Below are 21,006 nucleotides of genomic sequence, written 5' to 3'. Positions count from 1 at the left end.
TTAAATCCGTCCTACGATGGCGTTAATATTACGCTCTTGGTCTAATTCAAACACGAGATCGCAGCGTTCGGGTAATGTCGCTAAGGCGTGCTCTGTTAAGCGTTGAAAGTACGCGATAAAGTCCATCACTTGTGACTTAGACATTACCTTGTTTGCCGCTTCTTTAGTATTAATGATAGCTTGTTGGGCTGCCAATTTTTGCTCTTGTTGCCAGCGCCACTGGGCAACACAATCAAAGCTAGGTGCTTTAAGCATCAGCCAACTATTCATCAACTGGTAAAGCGGTTGATAGTCGTTAGCAAGTTGCTCATTCACATAGTTACGCCAAGTAGCTGTCGCATCTGACTTTGCTTCAAGTGAGTTAATTGCTGGCGCAAGCTCTGCCATAGCTTGCGCGGTAACGCCCCAGCACCAACCTTCAAAAATAACGACATCAGTATTTTCTGGTGAATCCAACCAGCCTGTCTTTGGCGAAGGATTATCTTGGGCCTTATCAAACCTAGGAAGTAATGTTTGTTTGCCAGTTTTTAGGGCGTGCAGCGTATTGGCGAGTAAGGTGATATCGTGCGTGCCGGGGACGCCACGTGTTGCTAATAACGGATGAATGTCGCTTGCCAATTGTTGTCGAGTGATTTGGTCATAATAAAAATCATCTAGCGATAAATTCACAACTGAAAGTTGTGCTTGCTCGGTTAAATAGTGAAATAGAAATGACGCTAAGGTTGATTTACCTGAGCCTTGGCAGCCATTAATACCTAAAAAAAATGGCTTGGGTGAGTTTGTAACTTTATTCGTTAGTTGCTTGGCAAGTGGCATAAAATGCAGCCGAGCTGTTTGCTCAAAACTCGCTGGTAGTTGGTATTGCTCAATAAAGTTGCTAAGCATTGGGGCCTGATAGATTTCTCACAGTTGTAAATATACTAACAAGCTTTATGCCAAGCGGTCGAATAACAGCTTTATCTTTTATAAACAGATGGTTATCTACTTTTCAAAAAGAGTGGATATCAACAAACAACACTCCTTTGCACTAATGTTGTGCAGCACCAGTTTGGTGCTGGTAAATCGCATTGCACGAAAAGAGTAACGGAATTTGTTAATAAACTGGGTTTTTAAATATAATTTGAGAAGCACAGTAGAGAATCATAGTAGAAAGGCGCACAAGAAAGGTTTAGCAGAGGGGCGTATGGGGAAGGTATAGAAGATATAGATAGCAGAGAAGCTCAGCTGAAGCATATCACCTAACAGGTACTGCAAGTGAACTAGGCTTTTCTCGCTTATTCATACTAGCGTTACTAAGCCAAGCTGGTAACAAAACCTTGATTAAAAGCTCTGGCCAAGAAGCGTATTCGCTTTTTATACCGTGGTTAAATTAACGTTAAAATATTTCTTGCTCAGCGGTTTCGTCACCATCAAGAATAATACTGCTATCGTCAACCTTGATATACTCGGTTGGTGCTGTGCCGACTTCAAAATATTCGAATATGCTGCTCTTATCTGTTTTGGTGGTCAGCATGCCTGACTGCTTGTCGATACGAACAGAGACAATATCCTCTGGGGGCTCAAATGGTTCAACTGGCTTATCAGCAAGCGCAGCTCTCATAAATGTGATCCAAGCTGGCTGTGCTGACTTCGCACCTGCTTCGGTACCTGTGATTTGGTTTTTGCCTAAATTATTGTTGTAGCGGGTTTTACCTAAGTTACGGGTATGATCGTCAAAGCCAATCCACGAAGTTGCCACAATGCGGCGACTGTAACCTGAGAACCACGCATCTTTCGCTTCATTTGTCGTTCCCGTTTTACCAGCAATATCTCTGCGTTTAAGCGCTCTTGCGCGCCAACCTGTGCCTTGCCAGCCAGGTGTTACAGACCAGTCTGCACCCCATACCGCACTGTTGAGCGCTTGGGTAATTAAGAAAGCATTTTGTTTACTAATAACGCGCTCCGCGGTTTGCAATGGCTGCTCTGCTGCTAAGTCAGTATCAATAGCTTGTATTGCCGTGGGGCGTTCGACATCGTTTATTATCTCAGTTGCAATCGTTTCAGGCGCAACTGGGTTGGCGTATTCATGGCAAGGTGGGTCACAGGCCAAAGCAGGGTTGGCTTGATAGATAATATGGCCAAATGAATCTTCAATACGTTCGATAAAGTATGGTTCAATTAAGAAGCCACCATTAGCGAAAGTCGCAAAGCCAGTTGCTACTTCAAGCGGTGTTAGCGACGCTGAGCCTAACGCTAATGACTCGTTTTCTGGCAGCTCGTCAGGGACGAAGCCAAAGCCCGACAAGTGGTCAATTATCTTGCCAAGACCCACATCACGTAACAAGCGCACGGAAATAACGTTTTTAGACTGTGCTAAAGCGCGCTTAACTCTGATTGGACCGTTATATTCAGCCGGTGAATTTTTTGGTCGCCAAACAACACCTGAACGACGATCCCACTGATTGATTGGCGCATCATTGACTAAGGTAGCAAGTGTGTGATCGTTTTCAAGCGCTGCTGAATACACAAATGGCTTAATGTTTGAGCCCACTTGACGTTTTGCTTGTGTAACACGATTAAATTGACTTTGTTTGAAGCTGAAGCCCCCAACAACGGCTTGAATTGCACCATTGTCAGGTGATAATGCCACCAATGCGCTACTAACTTGTGGTAGTTGGCTTAAACGGTATGTACCTGACTGCTCAACAACATAGACAAGATCGCCAACATTAACGACCTCACTAGCTAGTTTAGGTGCTGGGCCTTGTTTCTGATCGCTAATAAATTCACGAGCCCAGGATAGTCCTTGCCATGGCAGTTCAATAGAATTACCAGAACTCAAAACGGCAATAGCGCTTTGCTCGAGCACACCAATCACAACCGCAGGTTGTAAGTTTTGGTAGCTAGTAACGCTCGCCAATGCCTCTTGAATTTCTAATTCAGAAAGTGGGGTATTGAGCTGTGCAAGCTGTTCTTCGGTTAGCGTGTTTTCTTCTTCATCTAAACGTGGGCGCAATGCGTTAATAGGGCCGCGATAGCCATGACGCTGATCATAACTTAGTAAGTTACTTTGTACCGCGTGTTGTGCTGCCTTTTGCAGTTTAGCAGGAATGGTTAAATAAACTTTGTAGCCACCAGTGTAGGCTTCTTCTTTGCCAAAACGGGTGATCATTTCTTGGTGCGCCATTTCAGCTATATATGGTGCGTCTAATGTAATTTCTGCACCGTGCTTTTTAGCGGTAATCGGCGCAGATTTAGCAATTTGGTATTCCTGTTCATTGATATAGCCGCTTACTAGCATACGCTGTAGGACCACGGCGCGACGATTTTTGGCACGTTCAGGTCGGCTAATTGGGTTAAGTGTCGACGGGGCTTTAGGTAAGCCTGCTAATACCGCAATTTGCGCTAACGTTAAGTCATTGACCTCTTTACCGTAATAAACCTGTGCGGCTGCGCCAAAACCAAACGCCCGATGACCGAGCTCAATTTTATTCATGTAAAGCTCGAGGATCTCGTCTTTGGTGAGCAAGCTCTCGATATGAAAAGAAATAAATATTTCTCGGATTTTACGCGTGTAGGTAACTTCTCGGGTCAAAAAGAAGTTGCGAGCAACTTGCATGGTGATGGTGCTTGCACCACCTTTATTTTGACCCATAAGTTTACCCACTATAGCTCGGCCCATGCCGATGGGGTCAACACCAAAGTGGTTATAGAAACGGTCGTCTTCTGTGGCTAAAATCGCTTCAACTAGCTGTTTAGGAAATTCATCGAGCGACAAGGGAATACGCTTTTTTTCACCAAATTGTGAAATCAATTCACCGTCGTGGCTGAAAATCTGCATAGGTGTTTGCCAGCGCATATCTTTAAGCGAATCAACACTTGGCAAGTCATCTTTCATTGACCAATAAAGGGCAAAAAGAGATACAGCCCCTATGGCACTTAGCGCAACAGCGACTTTCGCTAAATTTTTAAATGAAAACACAGAAAAAGCTCAAAAATTGACAAAATTTTATAGGTTAGGGCTAGTATATCGTGTAAAACCATGTAATAAATGTATTTATGCGTATATTATGACTAAAATAATTACAACTATAGATTTAGTAGGAAGTTATGCTAAGCAACTTATGGAAAAAGAAAGCATCAATGATGGTTGGGATCGATATCGGTTCTCACGCTGTCAAGGCGGTGCTATTGAGTCAAGGAGATGATGGCTACACCTTAGAAGACTACGCTATTGAACCTATGCCTCGCGGCGCTATCATTGACCGCGAAATCCAAGATATTGAAGCTGTTGGCAAAGTTATTGCCAAAATTCGCAAACAAATTTCCTCTTCCGTCAAACAAGCTGCTGTTGCTGTTTCTGGTCAAACGGTAATTACCAAAGTCATTTATATGGATGTTGCGCTAAGCGATGATGAACTCGCTGGCCAAATTGAAGTTGAAGCTGACAGCCTAATTCCATACCCCCTTGATGAAGTTAGTTTAGATTTCGAAAAACTAGCGGTTAACGAGTCAGATCCTAGCAAAATTAATGTGCTGCTTAGCGCCGCCCGTACAGAATCAGTTGAAGCGAGAGTTGCCGCGCTCGAAGCTGGCGGTTTTGCGACAAAAGTTGTTGACGTTGAATCTTACGCGATTAGTCGAACGTTTGATTTGTGTATGGCACAGTTGCCAGAAGATGCAGATAAGAAAATGGTTGCCATGGTTGACCTAGGCGCGACGATGACTTTGTTCTCAGCAACTAATCAAGGCGAGCATGTTTATAGTCGTGACCAAATTTTCGGTGGTGAACAGTACACGCGTTCGATAGTGTCTTATTACAATCAGTCGTTTGAAGAGGCTGAATCAGCAAAAGTAAAAGGCAAATTGCCACCTAACTACCGATTTGAAGTGTTAGCACCATTTCATACCATTTTGGTGCAGCAAATACGTCGTGCCATTCAAATGTTCTTAACCTCTAGCGGTCATGAAAAAGTTGATTATTTAATTATTTCTGGCGGCACTGCCTTGGTTGAGGGCGTTCAAGAATTGCTTACCGAGGAGTTGGGTATTTTCACTGTTGTTGCTAACCCATTTGAAGGCTTAGACGTGGGAAGTAATGTGAATGAGGGTGAGTTAAAACAAGTCGCGCCTCAGTTAATGGTAGCAGCAGGATTAGCGTTAAGGAGTTTTACGCCGTGGCATATATAAACCTTCTGCCTTGGCGCGAAGAAGCGCAACAGGCCAGGAAAAAAGAATTTATCAGCATATTAGCCTTTGTCGGGCTTTTTATGTTTTTAATTGTTTTTGCGATCAGCAGCTACTACCAAGCACAAGTTGATGGCCAGTTGGCTCGTAATCAATTTCTTAAAAATGAAATTCAAATTCTTGATGTACGAATCGCTGAAATCAAAACTCTGAACGAGAAAAAGGATGCCCTTCAAAAACGTATCAGTGTAATCGAACAGCTGCAACGTAGTCGAAACGTTGGTACGCAAGTGCTTGATGAAATTGCCAAGATCATTCCTAACGGGATTTACCTGACGAAACTGGAAAAGCAAGGCAACATTATTCACTTAACTGGTAAGAGTGAGTCAAACAACCATTTGGCGAATATGATTCGTGAAATTGACTTATCTGACTTGTTCACCGATGCGACACCTGAATCAATTATTACCGATGAAGAAGCAACTAAGTTACTTAGTGATTTTAAAATGCGTGTGACCATCAAAGGCCTTGTGGGTGACCTTGATGCCGCTGTTGACCAAGCGTTTCAAGGAGGCAATTAATGGAGTTTGATTTTCGCAATTTTGCCGAACAGTTTGACAACCTTGAACTAGATAATATCGGCGAATGGCCAATTGCAGCTAAAGTAGTGTTGACTATCTTTACAGCTATAGTTGTCTCGGCCTTATCTTATGTTGCTATGGTCAGCGACAGAATAACCACATTAGAACGTGTTCGTGCGGAAGAAGTTACGCTGAAGCAAGAATATGAGTCTAAATATCATGTTGCGGCTAATCTTGAATTATTCCAGCAGCAGATGGCAGAGGCAGAAAGTATTTTTGCAAATCAACTGCGTAGCTTGCCAGAAAGTCATGAAACACCGGGCTTACTTGACGATATTACCTTTGTTGGTACAACCAGCGGTTTAGATTTTGTCAAATTAAACTGGCAGCCTGAAATAACCAAAGAGATTTATATTGAATTGCCTATCGATATTGAAGTTATTGGCGCATATCACGAATTTGGTAGTTTTGTGAGCAAAATCGCTGGCTTGCCGAGAATTGTAACGCTACATGACTTCACAATAAATATTGCACAAGTCAGTAACGAAACGCTTAACTTAAAACTACAAGCGAAAACTTATCGTTATCAGGAGGCCGGTCAGTAATGAAAAGATTAGCCTTATTGTCGCTGTTAGTGCTTACTGGTTGCTTTGATGATACTAGCGACTTAAAAATTCACATTGCTAAGGTTAAAGCCAATGCGAAAAGCTACATTGAGCCGATGCCAGAAGTACCGACTTTCAACCACTTCGAGTATGCGGCAATAGACCTAAGAAGTCCCTTTGTCGCACCGCGCCCTGAGGTCATTCAAGAAAAGTTACAACAAATCTCTGGCTGTTTAAGCCCTGATCCTCGCCGCCGTAAACAGCCTCTGGAAAAGTTTGCTCTGGGTGACTTAGTGATGCGTGGTACCTTAGGTGAAGGTGGTGTTACTTGGGCTTTAGTTGAAGCCTCAGATAGTACCTTACACAGAGTGTCGATTGGTAACTATGTCGGTTTATACAATGGCAGAATTACAGAAGTCGACTCTCAAAGTGTAAAAGTTATCGAATTAACCCCTGATGGTGCAGGCTGTTGGGTAGAACGTGAAACCGAAATTGAAATGATAGAACTGGACAGTCAAAGGTAAAGGAAGTAGTGATGCTATTTAATACAACAATAATTAATAAGGTTTTTGCCCTTGCTAAACGGGCAAAAATTGTTATTGCTATGTGCTTTTACCTCATTAGCTCTACGGCCGCCAATGCCTCAGATCTTATCGGTATTGCATATAACACGATTCACAATGATCAAATTGAAGTGGTTTTCTCTTTCTCGGAAGAAATTTTAGGGCAACCGGCAGTCAAAACGTCGCTAAATCCGGCAGTGATAGAAGTCAACTTTGGTAACCCTGAATTTGAAGAAGATTACGCTGAAACCATTGTTGATCATGCTGGTGTAGAAACTATTTTACTCAGTCGTGTTGATGGCGACATGGTCGCAACCATTAACTTGGACAAATTGACCGTTTTTGATGTATCAATCGAAGGCGACCAATACGCTATCACGTTAACATATGGTCAAGCTGCTGAAGTTGTTGAACAAGTCGCACCTGCTGGTGAAGAATTTATTAACAGCATTCAAGCCATTGACTTCCGTCGTGGTGAAATAGAAGGCGAAGGACAAGTCATTATTGAGCTTGGTGATAGCGTTGTTGCTGCTGACGTATCAGATCAATTGGGTAAAGTTGTTGTTGAGTTCTACAACACGCAAATCCTTGAAGATATGCTGTATAAATTGGATGTTACAGACTTTGCTACCATTGTTAAGGGTATCGAGACGTTCCGTGAAGGTCGCAATGCTAAATTAGCGATAGAGGTTGATGGCAACTTCACTTTTGAACATGACCAACAAGAAAACGTTTTCTTGGTTAATGTGCGCAAAGAAGAAAAACCAGTCGGCTATTTGGGAGCTGAAGAAGACTTCAGTGGTCGAACAATCGCATTAAACTTCCAAGATATTTCGGTACGTACCGTGTTGCAGATTATTGCTGACTACAACGAATTCAACTTAATTACGAGTGATACGGTAACAGGTAACATTACCCTGCGTTTAGATGGAGTGCCTTGGGATCAAGCGCTTGATATTATCTTGAAAGTTAAGGGTCTTGATAAGCGCATGCAGGGTAACATCTTAATGGTTGCGCCTAGCGATGAGCTTGCCGCGCGTGAGGCTAAGAACTTACAGGCACAGCAGCAGGTAGAAGAGCTGGCGCCATTATACTCGGAATATCTGCAGATTAATTATGCCAAAGCATCTGAATTGGCTAATTTAATCAAGAATGAAGACACTAGTATCCTATCTGGACGCGGAACCGTGTCGGTTGATGAACGTACAAATACCCTGCTGGTTAGAGATACCGCTAAGAGTATTGAAGATATCAAACGAATGATCGATATTTTAGATATTCCAGTGCGCCAGGTCGTGATTGAAGCACGTATGGTAACGGTAACTGACGATATCAACGAGCAATTAGGTATTCGTTGGGGTATCACGGATACTGACGGCGAATATTCTACATCAGGCAGTTTAACTGGCGCAGATTCAGCCGGTGGTGGTGTCGTACCTGATATTGCTGATCGCCTTAACGTTAACCTTCCGGTGCCTAACCCAGCTGGTAGCATTGCGTTCCAAATTGCGCGTTTAGCTGACGGCACAATTCTGGATTTAGAGCTAAGTGCGCTTGAGCAAGAGAACAAAGGTGAAATCATTGCTAGCCCACGTATTACCACGGCTAACCAAAAAGAAGCCTTTATTGAACAGGGTGTTGAGATTCCTTACCAAGAGGCTGCATCTAGTGGTGCGACGTCAACTCAATTTAAAAAGGCGGTATTGAGCTTAACGGTTACACCGCAAATTACTCCTGATGACAACATCATTCTAGATCTAGGTGTGACACAAGATACGGTTTCGGATGTTACTAGCGGTCAAGCGCCAGCGATTGATACACAGCGTATTGGCACACAAGTACTGGTTAAAAATGGTGAAACGATTGTTTTAGGTGGTATTTACCAGCAGTCAATTATTAGTGCTGTATCAAAAGTTCCTGTATTAGGTGATATCCCATACTTTGGCTGGATGTTCAGAAATACTAATAACTTTAATGAAAAGAAAGAGTTACTTATTTTTGTGACGCCCCGCATCGTTACTGAACATTTTTAAAAAGCCCTCAAAAATCAAGTAAGTGGCGTAATTTTTGGTCACTTACTTGCATTCTCCCGTCAACAATTGCGATAATTACGCCCTTGAAATTTTTGAGAGGAGTTTCCTCTTACCTATTTACACTATTTTTACGAGAATTAAGTAAGTCTAATGGCAGAAAAACGTAATATTTTCCTAGTAGGCCCGATGGGCGCTGGTAAAAGCACTATCGGTCGAGAATTAGCAGATAAGCTTCACTTAGAGTTTTTCGATTCAGATCAAGAAATTGAACGTCGTACAGGTGCTGACATCTCTTGGGTTTTTGACTTAGAAGGCGAAGAAGGCTTCCGTAAAAGAGAAGAAACTGTCATTGATGACCTTACCGAAATGCAAGGTATTGTGTTAGCTACAGGTGGCGGTTCAGTGATTAGTGCACAAGTGAGAAACCGTTTATCGGCTCGTGGTATTGTGGTTTACCTTGAAACGACTATAGACAAGCAAGTGGCTCGCACTCAGCGCGACCGTCGTCGTCCATTACTACAAACGTCTGAAGATCCTCGCGTAGTACTTGAAAACTTGGCAGTAGAGCGCAATCCGCTTTATGAAGAAATTGCTGATGTGATCATCCAAACTGACGACCAAAGCGCTAAAGTTGTTGCTCATAAGATTGTAGAACGTTTAGATTTCTAATGGCTACCTTACGTGTTGAGCTGGGTGAGCGCAGTTACCCAATATACATTGCGCCGAGACTACTTGAGCAAAGCAGTCCGCTCGCTCAACACATCAAATCAAAACGTGTTTGCGTTATTTCAAACGACATTGTATTTCCCCTATACGGCGAGAAGCTGCTCGCTGCACTAACCGATTTTCAAGTAGATTACTTAGTATTATCTGATGGTGAGCAAGAAAAAAGCTTAGCCAACTTCGATCGCATCATGAGCCACATGCTAGAGCATGGTCATGGTCGAGATTCAACTTTGGTTGCACTCGGTGGTGGAGTTATCGGTGACATTACAGGCTTTGCAGCTGCTTGTTATCAACGTGGTGTCGATTTTATCCAAATACCTACTACGCTGCTATCGCAAGTAGATTCTTCGGTAGGTGGTAAAACTGCGATTAACCACCCGCTTGGCAAGAACATGGTTGGTGCATTTTACCAGCCTAACGCTGTACTGATTGATATTACATCTTTAAATACACTACCTGCTCGTGAGTTTGCTGCAGGTATGGCGGAAGTTATCAAATACGGTATTTTAGGCGATGCCGAGTTTTTTGCCTGGCTTGAAGAGCATAAAGCAGGAATCAAAGCACAAGAACCAGAGCTCTTGCAGCAAGTTATTGCTCGCTGCTGTCAATGTAAAGCAGATATTGTTGCCGAAGATGAGAAAGAAGCGGGTAAGCGTGCTTTGCTTAATTTAGGCCATACTTTTGGTCACGCCATTGAAGCTGAGCAAGGCTACGGGGTTTGGTTACACGGTGAAGCTGTAGCCGCTGGTATGGTTATTGCTTCGACACTTTCAGTAGAACGAGGTTTGCTGTTAGCGCCAGAACTACGTCGCATAGAGCAATTGATTGCATATTTTGATTTACCGACAACATCTCCATCCGATATGGGGCTTGATGCTTATCTTAAGCATATGAAGCGGGATAAGAAAAATGTCGCTGGTCAATTGCGGTTTGTCCTGCCTACCGGCATTGGTAGCAGTGAAGTTGTGGGTGATGTGACGATTGAGGAGCTAAAGCAACTTTTGGATTAATAGATACCCATGCTATTTCAAAGTGCTTGTTTCAGTTGGAATTAGAAGTGGTTTAGGTAAGGCATTGATTGCAGAGAATGGTCGTTCCCTTGTTAAAATCAATGACGCAGCATAAATCGCTTATAAACCAACCCACTTTTTTAAGGTGGAAAAGGCGCTTCACAGGAACTCACTATCAGCGTTGCAGCTTATTAAAAGGGAGTAACCATTCCTGCAAGCTGCGCCTTAATATTAAGTCCCTGTGACAGCGCTGAATTCAAGCATATTGAAGTAGCATGGGTATGATAACTGAGACTGCTCAGTACGGATGGCTCCATGATGGCTCTAGCAACCAGCGAAAATCAAACAACGGATAAGAATGTTATGTCAATAAGCACCAATGCTCGCATTGACTACATTTTGAAGTTTTCCCGCCATATGGTGGTGGTGCTAGACGATCAGCAATCTGGTTTTGGCTCAATTTCCGGCACTTACCTAGAATCTCTTTCTGAACAAACTAACGCAGCCCTTGTACCTGTCTCTAGCAAGTTGAATGATGTACAGGTGCGAGCTCGCATCAATGAACAACTTTTCCCAGGTGAAGCATTCGATCCCGAAATATCGCTAACTCAAAGCGTTGTTGAACACTATATCAACCAACAATTACCGATCGCGATTGTCATTGAACATGCCCATCATTTGTCCCTACAAATAGTACATGAACTGACGTTATTGTCAGAGCTTGCAAAAAAATCGGGCCGAGATATTGCAGTTGTATTGTTAGGCCAGACGGCTTTGGGCAAGCTGGTCGTTACAAACTACAGCTTATTCAATAAAAAGCTGTCGATGATCTCTGCGGCCAATGGGCAATTGATCTCAGTAAATGCCGAACTCTTCAAATCGAAGGTCAGCTTTTTAACCTTAACACCGTTTAATAAACTAGTGATTGGGCTAGTTGTGTTACTGGCACTGACCTTTGTTACGCTTTATGTCTTGTATCAACGTGATGCCATGACGTTTAGTCAATTACCTGAACAAAATGATTTGAGTGAAGGCACAGCGACTGTTGTTAAAGCCAGTGAATTGATTGTTTCTAGTGAAGCTAGCAAAGAACAGTCTGCAGAAGCTGCAACGGCTGAGTATATTGGCGAGGCTCTTGTTGGCGCTCAAAGCCTGCAAGTTGAACTACAAGTTGCAAACCCACAAGAGATTTTAACTGCGTTATTGTCATTAGGAACATCACCAGAAACGTCATTAGATATGACACAAGATATGTCAGCAGAAGAGGTAGTCCTTAATGCAGGCCCAGCGGCGCCAATTGACGTGTTATCAGCATTAGCGGCTGTTGAAACGAATAACAAAGTTGTAAATGAAACTGTTGTATCGGAGCTAAAGGGTGATGCTAAAGAGCTTCTTGCAGTACCAACAGCAGCTGCTACTAAGGTACTGGATGAATACAATACCAACGACGATTCAGCAAGTAATAACGAGCAATTGGAATATGATTCCAAATATTTTGACACAGGAATTGAAGGTGTTGTTATTCAATTTGCAAACTTAGCATTAACAAATGTTAGCGATAATCTAGAGAATACTAAGCAGCAAGCGGAAAGCTTGGCAGCGAGCTTTGCCCAACGATATCAACTAACGCAATACCAGTACTACACGCGTCTCTTGAATGACCAGCCTTATGTGGTAGTGACTTCCATGACTTATGCACAACGTGCTGCGGCGGTAAGTGCAATGAAACAATTAAGTGAAGAATTACAACAGTCAGGTATTTGGATTAAATCAACAAAAACCATTGCTACCGAAATGGCCGCAAGCAACCGTTAGCCCTTAAAAAACATTGGTCTTAGCAGGGATTCAAGCTACAATCCCCAGTCGATTTAATGGTAGTAGTGGAATTGTTGGCTGAATGACCAATAAAAACAGAGCATTTTTAAAGTGGGCGGGTGGCAAGTACACGTTGTGTGACGTCATCAACAAAATGCTCCCCAAAGGTGAGTGCTTAATTGAGCCTTTTGTTGGTGCAGGTTCAGTCTTCCTAAATAGCAACTTTTCACGCTATATCTTAAACGATATCAATCGCGATTTGATTAATCTGTATCAAATTCTTAAAGATACGCCAGAGCAATATATTAATGACGCCGCCAAGTTGTTTGTTGAGCAAAATAATCAGGCTGACGCTTATTATGACTTGCGTAAAACATTTAATGAAACTGACGATATCTATCAGCGTTCACTGCTATTCCTTTACCTAAATCGCCACGGCTATAACGGTCTTTGTCGTTATAACAAGTCAGGTGGTTACAATGTGCCTTTTGGCAAATATAAAAAGCCGTACTTTCCTGAAAAAGAGCTTCAGGTATTTGCTGAAAAAGCGCAACGGGCGACGTTCGTTTGTGAGAACTATCGAGATACCTTTGCTAGGGCGCAGCAAGGGGATGTGATTTATTGCGATCCGCCATATGTACCACTAAGTAAAACCGCTAGCTTCACTTCCTATGCTGGTAACGGGTTTGGTCTTGATGAGCAAGCGGATTTGGCTAATGCTGCGGAGGAAACTGTCGCAGAAGTGAAAGGGACGAGTGTTCTGATCAGCAATCACGACACGATTTGGACACGTAAAATTTACGAGCACGCCCATCGTATTCGCAAGCTAAATGTGGCCCGTACCATTAGTCAAAAAGCAACTAACCGCAAAAAAGTGGGCGAATTAATGGCGCTTTATAAGTAGTCGCTCCATTTAGGCCGGCATAACAAAGGTAACGGCCAACACTAGACTCATCACAAATAAGATCACGGCGAAAAGCCCAACTAAGATAAATTGAATTGGTCTTCCTTTATTGAAATCTTGTTTGTGGTTGGTACTGCTTTGCACGCCAAAAAATGCCGCGCCAACACTTTTAAACGTTTGCCACCAGCTTAGGTCTTTTTCATTGTCACGCATTTTTTTATCCCTCGCCAATGTGACGATCGCTTGGTATGAGTATGCAAAATTGTATAAAAAATGACAATAACGTTGGGGTTGGCTAAATAATATAAAAGAAAAGGCACTTACATGAAGCCATGTAAGTGCCTAGTATTAAGTTTTGTTGTGCTTGGTTTAGCTTAGCTCAGTATCGCTTAGCTTAGAAAGTTGTCCCCCAGCTCACAACAAATTTGGTGTCATCATCGCCAGAGTCTTCATCAGCTCGTGATACCGTAAAGGTAAAGTCACCTTTGCTCACATCTAACTGGAAGTGACCGTAATCGCTGTCGCTACCGGCATCAAAGTCGTAGTAGCCATAGGTAAGGCCTACGCTGTATTCTTTCGCTACTTCAAATCCGTAGCCAACGCTGTAGTAGATGTCACCTGTGTCGAATAGTGAACCATCGTCAACTTGGCTGTTTACAGTGTAAGCAACACCAAAGCTGAAGTCAGCGTAACTACCATTTAAGTAAACTTCACCGAAGTCACCGTCATCTAAGTCTGCATAGTGGTATAAGATGTAGCCGACGTCATAGCCGAAATCACCTGCTTCACCACCATAACCTAGATAGAAGTCAGTTTCTGCACCGTTACCGTCGCCTAATGAACCAACCCATGTACCGGCATAAAAGCCACTGTCATTGCTGTAATCGATACCGCCCGATACTGAAGCAGAGTCAGAGCTCTGGCTTACGCCACGCCATAAGTAGTTGCTTGTTGCACCAATATTAGCCTCGACAGCTGCTTGTGCTTGATTAGGTACTACCACCATAGTTGCTAAGCTTGAAGCAACCGCCATTCCCATTAGTACTTTTTTCATGTGTATACTCTCTATGTTTTTATTGTTGCTAAAGATATAGCAAAGCAAGTGCCTAATTTGAGTAATTGCTTGAAAATCATTTATTTCTAATAATAACAGTGGCTTATTGTTAATGTGAATAAGGTTTTACTTACCGTAGAGTTGAAGGTTGCTCATAAATAGTGCAGATGAACGCGAAGTGTGTCCAAATGAGTGCATAAAAATCGAACGTTTGTTGTGGCTTTCGCTTCAATATTGACTGTGGTTTAGGTAAAGTAGCGCAGATTTTCTGGTAGGGTACATGTATGTCTTCATTTTTAATTGCACCGTCTATTCTTTCAGCTGATTTTGCCAGACTTGGCGATGATGTCGCTCACGTGTTAGCAGCGGGAGCTGATGTGGTTCACTTTGATGTGATGGATAACCACTATGTCCCAAACTTAACCTTTGGTCCTATGGTATGCCAATCGTTGCGTGACTATGGTATTACCGCACCTATTGATGTGCACTTAATGGTTAAGCCTGTTGATAGTTTAGTGCCTGAGTTTGCGAAAGCAGGGGCTGATATTATTACCTTTCATCCAGAAGCAAGCGATCATGTTGATCGCACATTGCAGTTAATTAAAGATCATGGCTGTAAGGCTGGCTTAGTGCTAAACCCTGCAACGCCATTGAACATACTTGACCATGTGATGCATCGCCTTGACGTTATTTTACTCATGTCGGTAAATCCAGGCTTTGGTGGGCAATCATTTATTCCTACAACGCTGGATAAGTTGCGCGCAGTGAAACAGCGTATTTTAGCAAGCGGTCGTGATATTCGCTTAGAAATTGATGGCGGTGTTAAAGTGGATAACATCGCTGAAATTGCGGAAGCAGGCGCAGATATGTTTGTCGCTGGTTCAGCAATATTTTCACAACCCGATTACCGCACGGTGATTGAACAAATGCGCGCTGAACTAGCATCGGTAAACAGCAAATAATCCAGTATTTATACTAATTTAGTCAGCAAGTACTAAGTAATTTAGAAATAAGAGAGCAAAATGAGTAAACCAATTGTATTGAGTGGCTGTCAGCCATCTGGCGAATTGACGATAGGAAACTACCTAGGCGCACTGAAGCAGTGGGTTAATATGCAAGACGATCACGAGTGTTATTACATGCTGGTTGATCAACATGCCATTACTGTTCGTCCAGATCCCGCAGCGCTTAGAAAAGCGACTTTAGATGGTTTAGCACTGTACCTTGCATGTGGTGTTGACCCACAAAAGAGCACCATCTTTATTCAGTCACACGTGCCAGAGCATGCACAGCTTAGCTGGGTACTTAACTGTTACACCCAGATGGGTGAGTTAAACCGCATGACGCAGTACAAAGATAAGTCGCAAAAGTCAGAAGCTAATATGAATTCTGGTTTGTTTACCTATCCGGTACTAATGGCGGCTGATATCTTACTTTACAACGCAGACCGTGTACCTGTGGGTGATGATCAAAAGCAGCACCTAGAATTGGCACGTGACATTGCAACGCGTTTTAATAATTTGTATGGCGATATCTTTACGGTACCAGATCCACATATTCCAGAATTTGGTGCGCGTATTATGAGCTTGCAAGATCCACTGAAGAAAATGTCAAAATCAGACGATAACGCGAACAACTTTATCGGTTTGCTAGAAGACACCAAAAAGATCACGAAAAAAATTAAGCGTGCGGTAACAGATTCTGATGAGCAAGCGCGTATTTACTTTGACGTGGCAGAAAAGCCAGGTGTGTCTAATTTATTGTCATTGCTATCATGTGCAACGGGTAAGACGGTTGAAAGCTTAGTGCCTGACTATGAAGATAAAATGTATGGTCATTTAAAAGGTGATGTTGCTGAAGCAGTAGTTGCCTTACTTGAACCAATTCAAACACGTTACAATCAGTACCGTGAAGACCAAGCATTTTTAGAGCAAGTGATGCGCGATGGCGCAGAAAAAGCTTCTGCTCATGCTAGCAAGGTGTTAACTAAGGTATACGACGCGATTGGCTTTGTTGCTAAGCCATAGTCTACGCAATAATAGTCTGCTCAACCCATTGTTTAGATAATGAAGCATTAAACAATAAAAACCACATAAATAAAAAAGCGAGTCTTGGTTCTCAAGGCTCGCTTTTTTGATCTTAATGATATTGCTGATTATTTTTCCGTTAACGATTGCTGACGTGTTTTCTCAAATAATTTCTCAGCATCGTCAAGGAAGCTATCAACATCACTGCTACTCGAGTATAAATAGCTCGGTGGCATGATGGTGGCGTCGTATTGTGGTCTAGGATTGAATTCTGGCTGTCTGCTGAAATGAACTAAAGCACCACCACCGAAGAATATTAAGGTTAAGGTTGCTGCCGCAGCCATACGTCGACGCTCGCTCATATGAAAGCCGATATAACAGTTTAGCCAAAATAGAGTAAATGCAACGCCAATTGGCAGTGCATAGGTGAGCCATGCGATAGGCCAATTGCTGGAAGTATTAAAGCTAACCAAGGCTTGCACTATATCCGTCAGCATCAGTAGCAAGAAAAACACAAAACAAGTGCCGATTTGATGCATTACTCTGGCGTCGTTCTTGGTTAAATGCGATACCAAGGAAACGAGCGCTGGCCATATGCTAAACACCAAGGCCATCCCAATGGCAGGCACAAGCAACTGGGTAAAGTTAACTTCTTTGCCTTTATCAAGGTAAGTTAACCAACCGGAGGCCAGCGTAAAGAGCAAAATACTTAACCCTATGACCAGAGGATTGCGGGCAAGATTGATTAACGTTTCAAAGGCGCTAAATGGCACACTTTCTGGCACGGGATGTTGTGGAAATAGCAGGCGGATTTGGCTGTTGCCAAGGGCAATCACATCGCCTGATTTTACAATGTGACCATGAGCTGTCTGTTTACTTTGCCCTAAAAAAGAGCCGTTAAGACTATTGTCATCCTCTACTACCCAGTGCTCGCCGTTGTAATTAACCGACAAATGCTCAGGGCAAACATGAGGGTCGCTAACAATAACATCGTTATTGTAGGCTCGGCCAATTTTTACCGAGCCATTATTATACTTTTGGCGGCTGATAAGCTTATGGCCTTTGCTCAACTCTTCGATAATTATTTCCATGATACTGACTCCATAAACTGCTTAGTAAAGGCCAATGCCATGTTTTTCTCGACACCTGCAATGGTGAAGTGACTGATTAATGCTTGCGTATCACGGTCAACCGATAAACCTAAATAAAGTACATCAAATAAGTCGGGAAACTTTTTATAGTTGCGTGTGCACAAAATACTTTTGTTGTTAATTTTGCTAGATGCTGGCATCACAATGTCGTGATGGCAGGCAAATTCGGTAACATCGTCTTTCGTCGCTTTGTTACTTGCAACTGCACGTGCGACTTGGCGCTGATACAAATGATAAAACTTAAAATCGCTAATTTTACTGGTTTCCATATATTGGAACTGCATTTCGATGCCACCAGTAAAAAAGTTGTTATCGATAAAAGTGTCTTCATCCATTGCACAATTGGCGACAACTGATTGAATAAGCGCATCTTGCTTATCGGTATTCGACTCACCCCAACAGCGGATAAAAGGTACATCTATGGTTGGAATTATACCGTAGCCTAGCATTTTGGGCTGCCACTGGCTGGTCAACAGGGTATCGACCATGGCTTTTTGATTGGCAATAAGTTGCTCCGCCATTTGTTGCTCTATGGTTTCAGGAGGCGAGCTTTTATAGCCTTTAAACAGCTTAGCTAGCTTGTCATGAGGCACTAAAAACCCGATCTGATTACCCGAAGTGGCAACATTTATACCAACGACTTGCTCTGCTTTGTTAACCACTGGGCCGCCACTCATGCCGGAATTCACTGAACCCGTAAAATGGATTTTGTCAGTAAAGGATTCTTTTTTTAGACCGTTGTAGGTACCGGGAACGACAATCATTCCAAGATCATGTGGGTTACCTAACGAATAGAGTTTTTCACCTTTGGTTGGCGCATGATCTGCAATCGAGAAAAATGCCATTGGCGCAGGTACTTCGCGCTTCACCAAGGCCAGATCATTGATAACATCAACACTGGCTAAGCTTAGCTCGCCTTTATTGCCTTGATGATCTAAATATTGAATGTGATATTTCTCAGGGTACTGGGCATGGCCTGAAATAACGTGATAGTTAGTTGCGATTAATCCGTCGGCGGTAATTTGAAAACCTGAGCCAATTGTTGATTTTTCACCACTGGCCTTATCAATTAGCCGGATTTGGTATAGTGATGGTGCTAACTGTTTAAAAATTGTGCCCGCTTGTTCAGCTGCAGACAGCTTAAACACAGAGAAAAGTGGGCTGAAGATTAACAGCAGAGTAATTAATACCTTCATTAAGACTTCCATTGCTTCTAATTCAATTCATTGTGCCAAGTATTTGAGGTAACCAACAGTACTTAAATGAAAAAATCATTAATTGCATAAATTGGTTGAGTACTCGATTTGACGCTACAGATAAAAGTACGATGCAGCAGGCGTTTTCTTTCAGTTTTCCACTATTTTTATTTTATAATCATAAGTGATTGAAAAATAAACAGTAAGTTGTCTGTAATCTTTACAGCTGACTTGTTGGTTGAGATTTTATTTGGTTTAAGGTGTTGAAATTGTTAAATAAAAATTTACTGGTACTACCTTTGCTTGCTAGAGCTCGTTTTATCAAGTAGCAAGGAGCAATAAATGCTTAAAAAACAAAAACTAGGACTAGCCTTTCTCTCTTCTGTACTAATTTTCTCACAACAAGCCTCGGCTTCTTTAATTGATGGTTGGGGGGTGTATGTTAACTCGCAAGTTGTTGGAGACTGCGGTCATAGTAGCTGTAGTGTGAATAGTGACTTTTTTCCTAATATCATTGCCTACGATGAAGAAGGTGGTCAACACCACAGTTCAGGCTCAGTGAGCGGATACAGTGATTTTGGTGAGTCTAGAGCCTATGCAAATCTTGACGGCTTTGGCTTTTTGCCAACCTTAAAAGTCTACGCAAGTTCTGAGTTTGGTGAAAACAGTATTGCTCGAGCATTTGCTGTTCAGCATTACACCTACCAAGGAAGTGATGATCACAACATAGATTTAAATTTCAACTTGCATGGTGTTGTGTCACCTTCTGGAGTTGATGTTACTAATTATCTCACGGCTTCTGTCGCAGTACTAACCGGCTCAAGTGATCGATTTTTACGCTGGGACCCGTTTGATATTGAGTATCTATACGAAGAACTGGGTGGAAACTTTGAGCAAGCGGGCATTGAACAAGTTGGTATTGAGTTTGGTGAGCAGGATGTCCCCGGCAATCTGTCATTTAATATCGATAATGGCCAGTCATTTTATGTATTGACTGAAATTTCAGCGTCTACGTTTGCAGGTACTGCCGATGGTTGGAACACGCTGTCTCTTAATTTTACGGACACGAGTGGCTTAACTGCGGCCTTTGGTGGCAGCTTATCTAACAACCAGCCTGCGGTTGCGGTGCCATTACCGACAACTTGGGTAATGTTAATTTTAGGTTTAGGTTTAATTGCTCGTCGTCGCACATAACGCTTTTGCAACGACAAATGTTAGGCAGCTTGCAGCCCGTGCTGCACTGTTTACGTCTATCGTTAAGGTTTAGGGTGGTGTTATTTCCACCCTAATTTCTCTTCAAAATCATTATCGAGCTTTTTAGCAAAGTCTTTCGCTTGAATTGCCACTTTTTCAAGCTGCTTATCTTCGTCGCTTATCGCCGTATAAGCAGGAACTGGCGTTGGATAGCCAGTATCATCGACCGCCATAAAAGTAATGAAACATCGGTTGGTAACCGCTTGTTTACCTGTTTTGGGGTCGCCAGCGCGCACAACCACATAAATATGCATACTCGATTTTCCGGTATGAACAATTCGCGCTTCAATGCTAATTAATTGACCGACAAGAATTGGTCGAATAAAGCGTATCGCGTTAGCCGATACCGTTACACAGTAGTGTTTACTCCACTGAGCAGCACATGCATAGGAAGCTTGATCTATCCACTTCATCACCATACCGCCATGTACTTTGCCACCAAAGTTAACATCGGTTGGCTCAGCCAGAAAACGAAACTCTACGGTATTACTTGTGGGGGTGTTATCTGTTGTCATAAATAGCCCTATTTATGCAATTGCTGAATAAATTAAATCTGATAATCATCTAGTTATCATATAAATGCAAATGCTTCTGGTGGGAAAGCCGCCATTTTTAATCGTCATTCACAAAATGACACCTGTGTGACACTTGTTAGTCTAGTGTCAACAATTGTTCATACGTCAGTAATAAACACGCCACCTAGCTGTCATTTTTCTCACCTATATTCGGTTCGCTGTTGGGCAACTTCTGCGGCAAAGAAGAATACCAATTTCAATAAATACTTGATCATTCTGGCTGGTTAAAACGCTCATCAACTGCGTTGTTATTTTTGAAATTAGAATAACTAGTTACCAAAAAATAACGCCTTGTTTATGAACCTTTTTCCTGCTCCATAATTGATCAACTAATTAATTCAATTGG

19 protein-coding genes are annotated in these 21,006 nt (G+C 42.5%); 12 read left to right on the top strand and 7 right to left on the bottom strand.

Annotated features, from left to right (window positions below; all coding sequences use genetic code 11):
* Complete coding sequence (locus DXX92_RS17745; RefSeq protein ID WP_116002003.1) at window positions 1–885, bottom strand: P-loop NTPase fold protein; 885 nt, start codon at window positions 883–885, stop codon at window positions 1–3.
* Window positions 886–1,375: 490 nt separating this feature from the next.
* The gene (locus DXX92_RS17740) at window positions 1,376–3,961 is read right to left on the bottom strand and encodes a penicillin-binding protein 1A (RefSeq protein WP_245961522.1); all 2,586 of its coding nucleotides are present in this window, start codon (window positions 3,959–3,961) and stop codon (window positions 1,376–1,378) included.
* Window positions 3,962–4,089: 128 nt separating this feature from the next.
* On the opposite strand from DXX92_RS17740, the gene DXX92_RS17735 reads away from it, so the two are divergent.
* The 9 genes from DXX92_RS17735 to DXX92_RS17695 all read left to right on the top strand — a co-directional run bounded on the left by DXX92_RS17735 (window position 4,090) and on the right by DXX92_RS17695 (window position 13,403).
* Window positions 4,090–5,169 (top strand): pilus assembly protein PilM, encoded by a 1,080-nt coding sequence (locus DXX92_RS17735; RefSeq protein ID WP_116002002.1) that lies wholly within the window; start codon window positions 4,090–4,092, stop codon window positions 5,167–5,169.
* Entirely contained in the window at window positions 5,157–5,747 is a 591-nt protein-coding gene (locus tag DXX92_RS17730; protein ID WP_116002001.1) for a PilN domain-containing protein, read from the top strand. Before DXX92_RS17735 ends, DXX92_RS17730 begins: the two co-directional genes overlap by 13 nt.
* Window positions 5,747–6,352 (top strand): type 4a pilus biogenesis protein PilO, encoded by a 606-nt coding sequence (locus DXX92_RS17725; RefSeq protein ID WP_116002000.1) that lies wholly within the window; start codon window positions 5,747–5,749, stop codon window positions 6,350–6,352. Before DXX92_RS17730 ends, DXX92_RS17725 begins: the two co-directional genes overlap by 1 nt.
* Entirely contained in the window at window positions 6,352–6,876 is a 525-nt protein-coding gene (locus DXX92_RS17720; RefSeq protein ID WP_116001999.1) for a pilus assembly protein PilP, read from the top strand. The genes DXX92_RS17725 and DXX92_RS17720 overlap by 1 nt, the downstream gene beginning before the upstream one ends.
* Before the next feature lie 11 nt (window positions 6,877–6,887).
* The gene (locus DXX92_RS17715; protein WP_116001998.1) at window positions 6,888–8,948 is read left to right on the top strand and encodes a type IV pilus secretin PilQ; all 2,061 of its coding nucleotides are present in this window, start codon (window positions 6,888–6,890) and stop codon (window positions 8,946–8,948) included.
* Between the two features lie 150 nt (window positions 8,949–9,098).
* A complete protein-coding gene (aroK, locus tag DXX92_RS17710) occupies window positions 9,099–9,617 on the top strand; it encodes a shikimate kinase AroK (RefSeq protein WP_116001997.1) in 519 nt (172 codons plus the stop codon).
* Window positions 9,617–10,684, top strand: coding sequence for a 3-dehydroquinate synthase (aroB, locus tag DXX92_RS17705; protein ID WP_116001996.1), 1,068 nt, complete (start codon window positions 9,617–9,619; stop codon window positions 10,682–10,684). The genes aroK and aroB overlap by 1 nt, the downstream gene beginning before the upstream one ends.
* Before the next feature lie 315 nt (window positions 10,685–10,999).
* Window positions 11,000–12,499 carry a hypothetical protein gene (locus DXX92_RS17700; protein ID WP_116001995.1) on the top strand — a complete coding sequence of 500 codons (1,500 nt, stop codon included), beginning with the start codon at window positions 11,000–11,002 and terminating at the stop codon, window positions 12,497–12,499.
* An 82-nt stretch (window positions 12,500–12,581) separates the two neighbouring features.
* Window positions 12,582–13,403 carry a Dam family site-specific DNA-(adenine-N6)-methyltransferase gene (locus DXX92_RS17695; RefSeq protein WP_116001994.1) on the top strand — a complete coding sequence of 274 codons (822 nt, stop codon included), beginning with the start codon at window positions 12,582–12,584 and terminating at the stop codon, window positions 13,401–13,403.
* Window positions 13,404–13,412: 9 nt separating this feature from the next.
* Here DXX92_RS17695 and DXX92_RS17690 read toward each other — a convergent pair whose 3' ends face one another.
* Window positions 13,413–13,616 carry a DUF2970 domain-containing protein gene (locus tag DXX92_RS17690; RefSeq protein WP_116001993.1) on the bottom strand — a complete coding sequence of 68 codons (204 nt, stop codon included), beginning with the start codon at window positions 13,614–13,616 and terminating at the stop codon, window positions 13,413–13,415.
* 181 nt (window positions 13,617–13,797) lie between these two features.
* Window positions 13,798–14,457, bottom strand: a complete 660-nt coding sequence (locus tag DXX92_RS17685) for a TorF family putative porin (RefSeq protein ID WP_116001992.1) — start codon at window positions 14,455–14,457, stop codon at window positions 13,798–13,800.
* Between the two features lie 284 nt (window positions 14,458–14,741).
* On the opposite strand from DXX92_RS17685, the gene rpe reads away from it, so the two are divergent.
* Together rpe and trpS are read left to right on the top strand one after the other, a co-directional pair.
* Window positions 14,742–15,419, top strand: coding sequence for a ribulose-phosphate 3-epimerase (rpe, locus tag DXX92_RS17680; protein WP_116001991.1), 678 nt, complete (start codon window positions 14,742–14,744; stop codon window positions 15,417–15,419).
* Window positions 15,420–15,479: 60 nt separating this feature from the next.
* The gene (gene trpS / locus DXX92_RS17675; protein WP_116001990.1) at window positions 15,480–16,484 is read left to right on the top strand and encodes a tryptophan--tRNA ligase; all 1,005 of its coding nucleotides are present in this window, start codon (window positions 15,480–15,482) and stop codon (window positions 16,482–16,484) included.
* Window positions 16,485–16,612: 128 nt separating this feature from the next.
* Here the strand turns inward: trpS and DXX92_RS17670 are convergent, their stop codons facing one another.
* Complete coding sequence (locus DXX92_RS17670) at window positions 16,613–17,575, bottom strand: FHA domain-containing protein (RefSeq protein WP_116001989.1); 963 nt, start codon at window positions 17,573–17,575, stop codon at window positions 16,613–16,615.
* Window positions 17,566–18,831 carry a S1 family peptidase gene (locus tag DXX92_RS17665; protein WP_116001988.1) on the bottom strand — a complete coding sequence of 422 codons (1,266 nt, stop codon included), beginning with the start codon at window positions 18,829–18,831 and terminating at the stop codon, window positions 17,566–17,568. Before DXX92_RS17665 ends, DXX92_RS17670 begins: the two co-directional genes overlap by 10 nt.
* A 342-nt stretch (window positions 18,832–19,173) precedes the next feature.
* On the opposite strand from DXX92_RS17665, the gene DXX92_RS17660 reads away from it, so the two are divergent.
* A complete protein-coding gene (locus DXX92_RS17660) occupies window positions 19,174–20,025 on the top strand; it encodes a PEP-CTERM sorting domain-containing protein (protein WP_116001987.1) in 852 nt (283 codons plus the stop codon).
* A gap of 80 nt (window positions 20,026–20,105) precedes the next feature.
* On the opposite strand, the gene DXX92_RS17655 is transcribed toward DXX92_RS17660, so the two are convergent.
* Window positions 20,106–20,600: an acyl-CoA thioesterase gene (locus tag DXX92_RS17655; protein WP_116001986.1), complete on the bottom strand. Its 495-nt coding sequence runs from the start codon at window positions 20,598–20,600 to the stop codon at window positions 20,106–20,108.
* Window positions 20,601–21,006 lie beyond the last annotated feature (406 nt).

Origin of the sequence: Thalassotalea euphylliae (assembly GCF_003390395.1) — a bacterium.
In the GTDB taxonomy this organism is placed as follows: domain Bacteria; phylum Pseudomonadota; class Gammaproteobacteria; order Enterobacterales; family Alteromonadaceae; genus Thalassotalea_F; species Thalassotalea_F euphylliae_C.
This window is presented reverse-complemented; position numbering and strand designations above follow the sequence as displayed.